The sequence below is a fragment of the Microbacterium sp. SCPM-O-B-15248 (M128) genome (assembly GCF_058214835.1).
In genome coordinates, this window is record NZ_JBYQLI010000007.1 from 48,463 (window position 1) to 60,900 (window position 12,438).

Annotated in this window: 8 protein-coding genes; 4 read left to right on the forward strand and 4 right to left on the reverse strand. The window is 71.6% G+C overall.

Going from position 1 to position 12,438, the window contains the following annotated elements; translation table 11 throughout:
* Positions 1-86: 86 nt before the first annotated feature.
* Both AC3E6M_RS12635 and AC3E6M_RS12640 read left to right on the forward strand, forming a co-directional pair.
* Positions 87-2,270: a glycosyltransferase family 2 protein gene (locus tag AC3E6M_RS12635; protein ID WP_490530095.1), complete on the forward strand. Its 2,184-nt coding sequence runs from the start codon at positions 87-89 to the stop codon at positions 2,268-2,270.
* A complete protein-coding gene (locus AC3E6M_RS12640) occupies positions 2,267-3,817 on the forward strand; it encodes a chitinase (protein WP_490530096.1) in 1,551 nt (516 codons plus the stop codon). The genes AC3E6M_RS12635 and AC3E6M_RS12640 overlap by 4 nt, the downstream gene beginning before the upstream one ends.
* Here AC3E6M_RS12640 and AC3E6M_RS12645 read toward each other — a convergent pair.
* Together AC3E6M_RS12645 and AC3E6M_RS12650 are read right to left on the reverse strand one after the other, a co-directional pair.
* Positions 3,760-5,934 (reverse strand): hypothetical protein, encoded by a 2,175-nt coding sequence (locus AC3E6M_RS12645; RefSeq protein ID WP_490530097.1) that lies wholly within the window; start codon positions 5,932-5,934, stop codon positions 3,760-3,762. The two genes, AC3E6M_RS12640 and AC3E6M_RS12645, sit on opposite strands and share 58 nt — an antisense overlap.
* Complete coding sequence (locus tag AC3E6M_RS12650; protein WP_490530098.1) at positions 5,927-6,565, reverse strand: LuxR C-terminal-related transcriptional regulator; 639 nt, start codon at positions 6,563-6,565, stop codon at positions 5,927-5,929. Before AC3E6M_RS12650 ends, AC3E6M_RS12645 begins: the two co-directional genes overlap by 8 nt.
* A 201-nt stretch (positions 6,566-6,766) precedes the next feature.
* Here AC3E6M_RS12650 and pgm point away from each other — a divergent pair, with 201 nt between their 5' ends.
* Positions 6,767-8,413 carry a phosphoglucomutase (alpha-D-glucose-1,6-bisphosphate-dependent) gene (gene pgm / locus AC3E6M_RS12655; protein WP_138176740.1) on the forward strand — a complete coding sequence of 549 codons (1,647 nt, stop codon included), beginning with the start codon at positions 6,767-6,769 and terminating at the stop codon, positions 8,411-8,413.
* A 127-nt stretch (positions 8,414-8,540) separates the two neighbouring features.
* On the opposite strand, the gene AC3E6M_RS12660 is transcribed toward pgm, so the two are convergent.
* On the reverse strand, positions 8,541-9,581 hold the full coding sequence (locus AC3E6M_RS12660) for an NAD(P)-dependent alcohol dehydrogenase (RefSeq protein ID WP_490530099.1): 1,041 nt from the start codon (positions 9,579-9,581) through the stop codon (positions 8,541-8,543).
* 197 nt (positions 9,582-9,778) lie between these two features.
* Between AC3E6M_RS12660 and AC3E6M_RS12665 the strand changes: the two genes are divergently transcribed.
* Positions 9,779-11,245 (forward strand): alanine/glycine:cation symporter family protein, encoded by a 1,467-nt coding sequence (locus AC3E6M_RS12665; RefSeq protein ID WP_490530100.1) that lies wholly within the window; start codon positions 9,779-9,781, stop codon positions 11,243-11,245.
* A gap of 201 nt (positions 11,246-11,446) precedes the next feature.
* Here the strand turns inward: AC3E6M_RS12665 and AC3E6M_RS12670 are convergent, their stop codons facing one another.
* A complete protein-coding gene (locus AC3E6M_RS12670; protein ID WP_490530101.1) occupies positions 11,447-12,406 on the reverse strand; it encodes a LacI family DNA-binding transcriptional regulator in 960 nt (319 codons plus the stop codon).
* Positions 12,407-12,438: the final 32 nt, after the last annotated feature.

Sequence of the window (12,438 nt, forward strand, 5' to 3'; positions counted from 1 at the left end):
GACAATGAACGCACCCGCCGACCCGAAGCGGGCAGTGCACGACCCGCGCGCTTCAGCACCGCGCGGGTGAGGAGGCCTGATCAACGATGAGCCGTGCCCGCACGACACCCCGGCGTCGACACCCGCGATCCGTCCCCGTCGACCCCACCCCTGGCGCCCTGCATCCCCGGCCCACGGCGGCCGGTATCGCACGCTCGCGGGTCGCGTTGGTGATCTGCGTCGCGCTGTGGCTGCTGTACATGACCACCGTCGTCGTCACCCTGTCACGCGGCGGGGCACTCGTGGACGTGTGGCATCTGCTCGGGACGGCGCTGTTCCTGATCTCCGTCACGATGCTGACGTTCTCGGCGAGCATGTACCTCCTGGCTCGCGTGGGGGCCCTCCCCCGGCTCGCGGCGCACCGACGCGCCCGGCGGGCCGACATCGACGAGGGATTCGACCACGACGACGTCCGCGTCCTCGCCCTGCTGCCCTCGTACGGCGAGGACCCCGCCTACGTGCGCATGGCGCTGTGGTCGGTGGCGCTGCAGGAGGCTCCGCACCTGCGGGTGGTGCTGCTGCTGGACGATCCTCCCGGCGACGACCCGGCGCTGCGCGACCGCGTGGCCCGCACCCGGGCGATCGCCGACGAGATCCGCCTCGAGCTCGCCGCCCCGCGGGAGTGTGCGCAGGACGCCGTGACGCGCGCCCGGACGCTGCCCGCACCCGAGGCCCGTCGCGTCGTCGCCGAGGCCTACGCGACCGTCGCGCGCTGGGCACGCGAGTGCGCGACCGCCGAGCCCCGGGACGGACACGTCGAGACGTTCTTCGCCGAGCAGGTGCTGGGGTCGCTCGCCGACGATCTGGGCTCGGTCGCGGACGCGCTGGGTGAGGCCGGAGACGTCGACGAAGAGATTCTGTCGTCGACGCGGGTGCAGTCCCTCGCCCGACGCTTGACGCGCATCCTCGGCGCCGAGATCGAGGTGTTCGAGCGCAAGCGTTTCCCGTCGCTGTCGCACGAGCCGACCAAGGCGGCGAACCTCAACGTCTACCTGGCGCTCGTGGGCGGCGTCCACCAGTTGCGCGACCTCGACGGCATCGAGCACGTGGTCGACGTGCCGGTGTGCGACGCGGTGATGACCCTGGACGCCGACTCGATGCTGCTGCCCGAGTACGCCGCCCGCCTCCTGCACGCGCTGCAGCAGCCCGGGCACGAACGCGTCGGCGTGATCCAGACCCCCTACTCGGCCTATCGCGGTCGGCGCAGCGCCATCGAACGCCTCGCCGGCGCGACCACCGACCTCCAGCACCTGGTGCACCAGGGGCTGACGGCGTTCGACGCCACGTTCTGGGTCGGCGCGAACGCGGTGATCCGGTGGTCGCTGCTCGAGGACCTCGGCACCGTCGAGACGGTCGACGGCCGGGAGGTCGTCCGCTTCATCCGAGGACGGACCGTCATCGAGGACACCGAGGCCAGCATCGACGTCATCGGACACGGCTGGCGGCTGGTGAACTACCCCGAGCGGTTGAGCTACAGCGCCACGCCGCCGGACTTCGGCACTCTCGTCGTCCAGCGCCGCCGCTGGGCCAACGGCGGGCTGCTCGTGCTCCCGGCGCTGTGGAGGACCGCCGCGGCTCGCCGGGCGGCCGGCCATCCCCTGCGCACGGCAGAGATGCTGCTGCGCACCAACTACCTCGGCTCGATCGCCTGGGTGACGGCCGGGCTGTTGGTGCTGCTGACGGTCGTGCCGCTCAACGGTGAACTGGTCAGCATCGTCCTGATCCTCATCGCCCTGCCCTACTTCGTCGAGATGGCGCACGATCTGCGGATGCTGGGCTACCGTCGCCGCGACATCCTGGGGGTGTACGGGCTGAACCTGCTGCTGCTCGCGGTGAACCTCGCCGGCACGATCGGCTCGATCGCGCAGGCCTTCACCGGACACCGCGTCGCCTTCGCCCGCACCCCCAAGGAGGGCCCGCGCACGCCGGCGGGGGCGCTGCTGATCCTGGCCCCGCTCGTCGTCGCCGCCGCCTCGATCATCGTCGCCGTCCGCTCGGTCGGCGAGGGATCCTGGATCGCCGCCGCCTTCGCCGCCTTCACCGCCGTGTGCGTGGTCGGGGCGATGGTCCGGCTCGTCGGGGTCCGCAACGCCATCGCCGACCTGTGGAACGGGTGGCTGGAGTGGATCTGGGTGCCCGTCCGCGCGCGTGCCGCGGCGACGCAAGAGGACTCCGTGCCCGCCTGGCGACGCGTCTTGGACGACGGGCTGATCGAACCGGTGACCGGATGAGTCCTCGCAAGCGCCAGCGGTTCTCGGGGCGGCGCGTGTCGTGGGCCCGGGTCGCGGCGAGCCTCCTGGGCGGAGCGGCATTGATCGGAGTCGGGGTGGCCGCCGTCGCTCCTCCGATCACGCTCCCGGTGACCGGCACGCCCCTCGACGAGCGCTGGTTCGCCGGCTACTACGACGTCACCCTCGATCAGGGGGCGGAACTGGCCGAGAGCGCGCTCGCGACCTCGCCCGGGGGTGCGGTCCTGGCCTTCGTGGTCGCCGCTTCGGACACCGAGTGCACGCCGACGTGGGGCAAGGCGTACACGCTCGACGACGCCGCGACCCGCTTCGACCTCGATCGCCGCGTCGAACGTCTGCGCCGCGAAGGGCGCCCCGTGACGGTCTCGTTCGGCGGCGCCGTGAACACCGAACTCGCCCGCGCATGCGCGAGCCCCGCGAGCCTCGCCACCGCCTACGGCACGGTGATCGATCGCTACGGCACCGACACGATCGACCTCGACATCGAAGGCGAGGCCCTCGACGACCGCGCAGCCACCGAGCGACGCGCCGCCGCCGTGGCGCTCCTCCAACGGGAGCGGCCCGCGGACGACCCGCTCGAGGTGTGGGTGACGCTCCCGGTCGCGCCCGACGGGTTGACAGCGGCGGGGCGCGACCTCGTGTCGACGATGCTCGACGCCGGGGTGCAGCTCACCGGGGTCAACGCGATGACCATGAACTACGGCATCCAGGCGCCTCGAGACCTCGTCTCCGTCTCGAAGGGCGCTCTGGATGCCACGGCCGCCCAGCTCCAGGGACTCTGGGACCGCGCCGACGTCGACCTGCCGCCGGGCGGGGTGTGGGCGGTGATGGGCGCCACGCCCATGATCGGCCGCAACGACGTGCCCACCGAGACGTTCACGCTCGACGATGCGCGCGCACTCGTGTCGTTCGCGAGCGAACGCGGACTCGCGCGGATGTCGATGTGGTCGCTCAACCGCGACCGCACGTGCGGGTCCAACTACCCCTTCACCGGGACGGTGTCGACCCGCTGCAGCGGAGTGGAGCAAAGCGGCGAGTCGTTCGCCGACGTGCTGTCCACGGGCTATCTCGGCCGCGTCGAGGCCGCGGGCCCCGCCCCCGACCAGCCCGTGGTCGAGGACGATCCGAAGACCAGCCCGTATCCGGTCTGGAGCTCGACGGCGTTCTACTCCCGCGGGATCAAGGTCGTGTGGCACGGTTCGGTCTACGTGTCGAAGTGGTGGAACGAGGACGGCACCCCGCCGGACGATCCGATGCTGGACACCACCGCCTCCGCATGGAGCTACCTCGGACCGGTTCTGGCATCCGATCGTCCCTTCACGCTGCCGCAGCTGCCGGACGGCACGTACCCCGAGTGGCAGGCGGACGTGCTGTACAACCAGGGCGACCGCGTCCTGCTCGACGGCACCGGCTACGAAGCGCGGTGGTGGTCGCGCGGGCAGAACCCGGAACGCTCGATCCTCGACCGCGACTACTCGCCCTGGACTCCGATCGACGTCGCCCCCGCGGGGGACACCGCCGCGGGGTAGACCGTCAACCGACCGTCCGTCACGACGTGCGCCAGGTCGGCACGCCCGGGCGGGAGCACGCGCACGACGATGCGCCGTCGCGCCGTCGACAAGCGGTCGCGCACGAGATCGGCCAGCGCCGGGAGCCACGCCTCGGACGGCCCCACCGTGCCGCCGTCGTCGAGCAGCACGACGTCGACACCGCGCAAGCGTGCCCGCATCGCGGCATCCGCGATCCCGTGGCCGTGCAGTCGCCCCGCCCGGTAGCCGTCGCGCAAGCGGCCCTCGACCGCCCGGGCTTCGGCGCGGTCGTCGTCGGCGACCCGGCCGGCCGCGACCACACGCTCCAGCAACGGCCGGGCGAACGACTCGACCTCCGCGAGGTGGGCGAGCAGCTCGGCGTGGGATGCGGCGTCCCACGCCGCGCGTCGAGCCGAGGCGATGCGGCGTTCGGCCTGGCTCGCGGCGGACCGGCGCAACTGCTTCAACATCGCGACGAACACGACGCTCAAGCACACCACCGTCGCCACCCGCGTTCCGATCCCGAGCATTTGCGGCAGATCCGCCACGCGTCCGATCGCGTCGATGCCCAGGAACGACAGCAGGATGCCGGCCCCCGTCAGCGCGGCGTCGCCGCGGCCCCGCAGGGCCAGCGAGACCAGCACGAACGCCGCCGCCGTGACGAACCACGCCGACCCGTACGTGATCGGGGCGGGGATGCCGGTGAGGCCGAGAGCGACGAACCCGCACAGCGCCGCGACGACCGCGAAAGCGCGCGTTCGGGTGATCTCGCCGCGTGCCCGGCCGACGAGGGCAGCGACCCCCAGCAGGACCCCGAGCATCGCGAGCGACACCGCACCCGAACCGGCGAGACCGCCCTGCACCGCCGCGACGGCCGCGACGGCCGTCTGCGTCACGAGGAAGAGCGATCCGACCAGGCGTTCGCGCGTGCGCAGCGACAACCCCTCGACGCGGGGGTCCTCCGCGAACGGCTCCGGAACACTCCACCGCAGACGCACGCGCGTCCCCTCGCCCGGGGCGCTGTCGACCTCGGCCTCCATTCCGGGGATCCGCCCGGGCACGCCGAGGATGGTCACGGCGATCCCGAGTCGATCCGTCGCCACGCGCCGCGGGCAGAAGCCGGGGCCGTCGTCCGTGATCTCGATCCGCCCGCCCGTGGACTCGAGGTCGACCCGGACGCGGGAGCGGGCGCCCGGGGCATGGCGTCGGGTGTTCTCCAACGCCTGGGCTGCCGCCGCGACGAGCGCGTCGGCGACCTCCGGCGGGCAGGGCGCCGCGTCCGGCGCGCGCTCGGCGTGCAGCGCGGCGCCGGTCGCGGCGGCGAGTGTTCCCAGACGGTCGACCAGATCGGCGGACCGCGGACGGTCGCCGACGGTCGCCGTGGCGCGCGCGGCCTGCTGCAGCACGGCCGCCTCCGTCTCGGGCTGGGCCTCGGCGACGCCGCGGAGAGCGGCGAGCACCTCGTCGTGGACGAAAGCGGCCGCGCGCGATCGCGCCGACAGACGCGCACGTTCCTCCGCCTCGGCCACGGCAGCCACGGCCGTCTGCTCGGCGGAGCGGTCCACGTGGACGGCGGCACGCAGGGCGGCCGCGGCGACCGCGCACGTGGTGACCGCCGACAGCAGCGCCTGGGTGTCGTTGGCCAGCCCCGTGAGCGAATACCCGCCGAGCAGGAAGCGCGAGAACACCACCACCACCAACCAGAGCGAGAGCAGCGACGCCACCCACCGCCATCCGCCCGCGACCAGAGCCGCGAGCGCCGGGGCCGAGACGGCGGTCAGCAGCCACGGGATCGTCCCCTCCTGGCCGGCTTCGACCGCCGCCAGGCCGGCGGCAGGGTAGGCCAGCACCGTGGCCGCGAAGACCGCCACCGCCGTCCCCGCGACGCGGCGGCCGACTCGGGGACCCAGCAGCGCACTGATCCCCCCTCCCGCCAGCAGGACGGCGAAGGCGACGATCATCACCGCCGACCACCACGAGGGCGCCGCGGCCTCGTTGACGGTCGACACGACCAGGACAGCCGCCGCGGCCGAGGCGAGGATCGACACCGCGACCGCGAGCAGCAGGGCGCGTTGGGTGGCCCGCACGGCGGGGCCGACGCCGGGAGCCTCAGTCACGACGGGGGACGGGGAGGAACCCGTCTTCGATGCCGCGCCGATACAGATCCACCTTGCTCGGGGCCGGTCGCCCGAGACGCTGATAGACGGCCTTGATCCGTCGCAAGTGGTCGTTGACGGTGTTCTCGCTCACCCACAGCGTGGCGGCGACCTCGCGCGCGCCCATCCCCGAGGCGTACAGCGAGAGCACTTCGCGTTCGCGGGCGGTCAGCGGTGCGGCGGTGAGTCCGGGATCCGAGTCCAGCGCCGACGCCCACTCGGTCGTGGGGACGTGGCGCCCCTCGGCGGCGTCGATGATGGCCGTCACGAGGTCGTCGCCGGGCAGCGACTTGCGTGCGATGCCGAGCGCGGCGGTACGCGAGGCCTCCCGCACGAGGTAGGGGTTCTCGGCCGAGGTCAGCACGAGCACGTGCGCCCCCCAGCGCCGCAGCGCCTCGACGTTCTCCTGCGGCGTGCTGTCATCGCGCAGGCTGAGGTCGAGGAGCACCAGGTCGGCGTCGCGTGCTGCACGGGTCATCGCCGGAACGGTCCGCTCGTGGCGCGCGAAGCTCAGCCCCGTCGACGCATCGACGAGGTTGCGCAAGGCCAGTCCCACGAGATCGTGGTCGTCGACGACACCGATACGTCTCACGATCCCTCCCCGTTCAGACTTTATCCATCCCCGGCACCCGCGGGCACCACATGACGACGACCCGGACCGGTGCCGATCGCCCGATGGTCGCCCGGATCCAGCGGGGCAGGCTTCTCGCGCACGAGGCATTCATGGGATCTTCTGCGGCGCGAATGCCTCCGAGCGTGTGCGCGAGGGCCGCGCAGCGGGCAGACTGTGGGCATGAGCAGTCGCGCAGGACAGCCCGCCGAGGCATCCGATCTCATCGACATCGACGAACTGATCGCCGCCTACTACGACCGCAAACCGGATGCCACCGTGCCCGAGCAGCGCGTCGCGTTCGGCACGAGCGGGCACCGGGGCTCGTCGCTGAGTACGAGCTTCAACGAGGACCACATCCTCGCCACGACGCAGGCGATCGTCGACTACCGCGCCACGCAGGGCATCACCGGTCCGCTCTTCCTCGGGCGCGACACGCACGGGCTCTCGCTGCCGGCCGAGCGCAGTGCGATCGAGGTGCTCGTGGCCAACGGCGTCGACGTGCGGGTCGACGCGCGCGACTCGTGGGTGCCGACCCCCGCCCTCAGCCACGCGATCCTCACCTACAACCGCGACCGCGCTGCGGACGACCCCGGTCGCGCCGACGGCATCGTCGTGACGCCCTCGCACAACCCGCCGCGCGACGGCGGCTTCAAGTACAACCCGCCGCACGGCGGCCCCGCCGACACCGACGCGACGGGGTGGATCGCCGACCGCGCGAACCAGCTCATCGCCGCGGGCCTCGAGGGCGTGCACCGCACGCGTCACGCCGACATCGACCTCGACACCCTCGGCCAGTACGACTTCCGCGACGCGTACGTCCGGGATCTGGCATCCATCATCGACGTCGACGCGATCAAGAACGCCGGCGTCCGCATCGGCGCCGACCCGCTCGGCGGCGCCTCGGTGGAGTACTGGGCGCTCATCGCCGAGGTCTACGGCCTCGACCTCACCGTCGTGAACCCCGAAGTCGACCCGACGTGGAAGTTCATGACGCTGGACTGGGACGAGAAGATCCGCATGGATCCGTCGTCGCCCTCGGCGATGGCGTCGCTCGTCGCGGCCCGCGCCGACTACGACATCCTCACGGGCAACGACGCCGACGCCGACCGCCACGGCATCGTCACCCCCGACGCGGGGCTCATGAACCCCAACCATTACCTCGCCGTCGCGATCGACTACCTCTTCTCGCACCGCCCCGGCTGGCCCGCGGATGCCGCGGTGGGCAAGACCCTGGTGTCGTCGATGATCATCGACAAGGTGGCATCCGCCCTCGGCAAGACTCTGCTGGAGGTTCCGGTCGGCTTCAAGTGGTTCGTTCCCGGCCTCCTCGACGGATCCGTCGCCTTCGGCGGCGAGGAGTCGGCGGGGGCATCGTTCCTTCGGAAAGACGGCACTGTCTGGACCACCGACAAGGACGGCATCCTGCTGTGCCTGCTCGCCGCCGAGATCCTCGCGGTCACCGGCAAGACGCCGTCGCAGCGGTACGCCGAGCTCGAGGCGCAGTTCGGCGCCTCGGCCTACCAGCGCGTCGACGCCCCCGCGACGCCCGCGCAGAAGTCGGCGCTGTCGAAGCTCTCGCCCGAGGCCGTGACGGCGACCGAGCTGGCCGGTGAGCCGATCGTCGCGAAGCTCTCGCACGCGCCGGGCAACGGCGCGGCGATCGGCGGCCTCAAGGTGCAGACCGAGTCCGCGTGGTTCGCCGCGCGCCCCTCGGGCACCGAAGACGTCTACAAGCTGTACGCCGAGTCGCTGCGCGGCGAGGAGCACCTCCGCGAGGTGCAGGAAGAGGCCCGCGCGGTGGTCTCTGCCGCGCTGGGCCAGGCCTGACTCAGCCCTGCGCTGCGCCCGGCGCCCTGCGCCCCGCGCCCCGCGATAAACGCCGATCCTGTCGAGACACGCTGCGACGCAGCGTTTCCCGGAAGGATCGGCGTTTATCGGTGGAGGGGGCGGGGGATCAGGCGAGGGTCGCGGCGTCGATGACGAAGCGGTAGCGCACGTCGCTCTTCAGCACGCGCTCGTACGCGTCGTTGATCGCCGAGGCCGGGATGACCTCGACCTCGGGCGCGATGCCCTTCTCGGCGCAGAAGTCGAGCATCTCCTGCGTCTCGCGGATGCCACCGATCGACGACCCCGCGAAGGACCGGCGGTTGGTGAACAGCGTGAAGACCTGGATGGGCAGGGGCTCGGGCGGGGCGCCGACGTTGACCATCGTGCCGTCGAGCGTCAGCGTGCCGAGGTACTGCTTGAGGTCCAGCGGGGCGCTGACGGTGTTGACGATGAGGTCGAACGTGTTCTTCAGCGTCCGGAAGGTCTCGGGGTCGCTCGTGGCGTAGTAGTGGTCGGCGCCCATCTTCAGGCCGTCGTCCTTCTTGCTGAGCGTCTGCGACAGCACCGTGACCTCGGCACCCATGGCGTGCGCGATCTTGACGGCCATGTGCCCGAGACCACCGAGACCGACGATCGCGACCTTCTTGCCGGGGCCGGCGTTCCAGTGATTCAGCGGCGAATACGTCGTGATGCCGGCGCACAGCAGCGGCGCGGCCGCCTCGTAGGGGATCGACTCGGGCACGCGCAGCACGAAGTCCTGGTCGACGACGATCTTCTGCGAGTAACCGCCCTGGGTGACGGTGCCGTCACGGTCGATCGCGCCGTAGGTGCCGATGTTGCCGTTGAGGCAGTACTGCTCCTCGCCGGCGCGGCAGTTCTCACACTCGCGGCACGAGTTGACCATGCAGCCGACGCCGACGCGGTCGCCGACGGCGTGCTTCGTGACGTCGGATCCGACCTCGGCGACCGTCCCGACGATCTCGTGACCGACGGTCAGCGGATAGGGAACCTCGCCCCACTCGCCACGGATGGTGTGGATGTCGGAGTGGCAGATGCCGGCGTAGGCGATGTCGATCAGGACGTCGGCGGGGCCGACCTGGCGCCGCTCGATCGTGGTGGGCTCGAGGGGGGACGTCGCGGACGACGCCGCGTAAGCGTTGACGTGCATGGGGCTCCTCGGAGAGGGGGATGTCGAACCTCTCCATCCTTCCGTGGTTCGCGGCCCGCAGGGCGGAATCGGCGGAAGGGGGGATGCCACGGGCGCGGCGAATCCGCGCCGCCCGGGGCTCCCTCGCGGCACGCGGCGTCGGCGCTCGCGCCCGCGGTGAACTGGCGAGCGGCGGTCGCGGTCACCATACTGTGCGGATGGATGCTGTAAACGCGTGGCTGCTGACCTGGGGCGACAACCTGTGGACGTGGATCGTCCTCCCGATCGTCGTCAGCCTCGGCGTGTACTTCACGATCCGCTCCGGGGTCGTGCAGTTTCGCCTGGTCCCCGAGATGTTCCGGACGTTGAAGGATCGGACGCCGCGCACCGAGACCGGTGAACCGCAGTCCATCTCCTCGTTCCAAGCGTTCACGATCTCCGCAGCCTCGCGGGTGGGCGTCGGCAACATCGCGGGAGTGGGAACCGCCATCGCGATCGGCGGCCCCGGCGCGATCTTCTGGATGTGGCTGATGGCCTTCGTGGGTGGTGCATCCGCCTTCATCGAGTCGTCGCTGGCGCAGCTCTACAAGACGCGGGACAAGGACGGGTTCCTCGGCGGCCCCGCCTACTACATGCAGCGCGGACTCGGCGCGCGATGGATGGGTGTGCTGTTCGCCGTCATCCTCATCATCTGCTTCCCGATCGCCTTCAGCTCCCTGCAGGCGAACACCATCCAAGCCACCATCTCGGGGAGCTTCGGCGACGACTCCGCAGCGTGGCTCCCGGTGGTCATCGGGGCCGCTCTGGCGGTCCTGATGGGACTCGTCATCTTCGGTGGCGTCCGTCGGATCGCCTCCGTCACGCAGACGCTCGTCCCCGTCATGGCGCTGCTGTACTTGCTCCTCGGGCTCGTGATCGTCGCCATCCACATCGAGCGCCTGCCCAGCGTGTTCGCGCTGATCTTCACCTCGGCGTTCGGCCTGAACGAGATCGTCGGCGCAGCCCTCGGCTACATCATCCTCACCGGCGTCAAGCGGGGCATGTTCTCGAACGAGGCGGGGCTCGGCTCGGCACCCAACGCCGGCGCGAGCGCGGCCGTGACGCACCCAGTGAAACAGGGTCTCGTGCAGACCCTCGGCGTGTACTTCGACACGTTCCTGGTGTGCTCGATCACGGCATTCCTGATCCTCGTCTCGGTGCCCGATCTCGCGGGCGCCGAGAGGGGCATCGGGCTGACGCAGGGGGCGGTCGTCGGCGCACTCGGCAGTTGGTCGAACATCCTGCTGATCGTCATCATCTTCCTGCTCGCGTTCAGCTCGATCCTCGGCAACTACTACTACGGCCAGACCAACATCGAGTTCATCACCTCGAGCCCGGCCGTGCTCCTCGGCTACCGTCTCTTCGCGATCGCGGCCGTGTTCGCCGGAGCCCTCGTCTCGGCCGACGTCGTCTGGAACTTCGCCGACGGGGCGATGGGATTCATGGCCATCGTCAACCTGGTCGCCATCGCCCTGCTCTCGGGCGTTGCGTTCAGGCTGCTGAAGGACTACACCCAGCAACGGCGGGAGGGTCTGGACCCGGTCTTCACCCAGGCGCGGCTGCCCGGGGTCCGCGGGATCGAGGTCTGGGAGAACGAGCTGTCGGTCACCGGCCCGATCGACCTTCCCGCGGCCCGACGACGCTGACGCCGCGCGGACCCGCCTCCGCCGCGGACGCGCCCAACCCGCGTCACGAGAACAGGCGATGAGCCGAGAACAGGCCGATCCCGCACGGATCGGCCTGTTCTCGTGGCATCCCCTGTTTTCGGCGCACGCCGCCGCCCCTGTTCCGGGCGCACGCCGCCGCCCCGCGCGTGCGGGACCGCACGTCGCAGGCGCGCCGCCGCGTCAGCGCGCGCTGGCCCGCACGACGAGGGTCGCCGGAACCCTCTGCGCCACCGGCACGCCGCCCTCGATCGCGGCGATGAGCGCCGTGACCGCGTCGCGGCCCAGGGCGTCGAAGTCCTGCCGCACGGTGGTGAGTGGCGGGCGGTACTCGGCGGCATCCACGATGTCGTCGAAACCGACCACGGCGACGTCGTCGGGCACGCGGCGACCGGCGTCGGCGAACGCCCGCAGCGCGCCGAGGGCCATCTGGTCGTTCGCGACGAAGACCGCGGTGGCGCCGGTCAGGGCGGCGACGGCGGAATGACCGGATGCCGAGGTCCAGTCGCCCCGGACCGGCTCGGGCGCCGTGACCCCGGCGTCGGACAGTGCGGCACGCCACCCGCGCTCGCGTTCGGCGGCGGCGAACGACCGTGCGGGCCCGGCGATGTGATGAACCGTGGGGTGGCCGAGGGCGAGCAGATGCTCCGTGGCGAGGCGGGCACCGCCGGCGTGATCGGTCTGCACGATCGAGAATCGCCCGTCGGGCGGCGAATCCACCACGACGAGGTGCAGGTCGGCGGGCGGATCGGTGTCGCGCACGAGCTCGGTCGCCTCGTTCAGCACGACGGCGCCGTCGACGCCCTGGGCGCGCAGGCGCGCGAAGGCGTCGCGGATGCCGCGCTCCCCCACCGTCACGACGGCCAGGGCGTAGTCGCGTGCGGCCGCCGCTTCGGAGATCGCCTGCAGCATCCGCGAGTTACCGACCGAGGCCAGCGTCGACACGACGAGTCCGATCGTGGAGGTCTGCCCGGTGCGGAGGGCGCGCGCGGCGCGGTGCATGCGATAACCGAGGTCGCTCATCGCCGCCTCGACGCGGGCACGGGTCGCGGGATCCACGCGCGGGCTGCCGTTGGCCACGCGCGAGACGGTCTGGGCGGACACCCCCGCCGCTGCGGCCACATCGGCCATGGACACTCGCATGATCGCCTCCCGTGTTGACGATATCACGGGCG

Bases quoted from the DNA above. Each gene is read 5' to 3' on its own strand.
- AC3E6M_RS12665 (WP_490530100.1), top strand. From the start codon at position 9,779: ATGGATGCTGTAAACGCGTGGCTGCTGACCTGGGGCGACAACCTGTGG.
- AC3E6M_RS12635 (WP_490530095.1), top strand. From the start codon at position 87: ATGAGCCGTGCCCGCACGACACCCCGGCGTCGACACCCGCGATCCGTC.
- AC3E6M_RS12640 (WP_490530096.1), top strand. From the start codon at position 2,267: ATGAGTCCTCGCAAGCGCCAGCGGTTCTCGGGGCGGCGCGTGTCGTGG.
- AC3E6M_RS12670 (WP_490530101.1), bottom strand. From the start codon at position 12,406: ATGCGAGTGTCCATGGCCGATGTGGCCGCAGCGGCGGGGGTGTCCGCC.
- AC3E6M_RS12660 (WP_490530099.1), bottom strand. From the start codon at position 9,581: ATGCACGTCAACGCTTACGCGGCGTCGTCCGCGACGTCCCCCCTCGAG.
- pgm (WP_138176740.1), top strand. From the start codon at position 6,767: ATGAGCAGTCGCGCAGGACAGCCCGCCGAGGCATCCGATCTCATCGAC.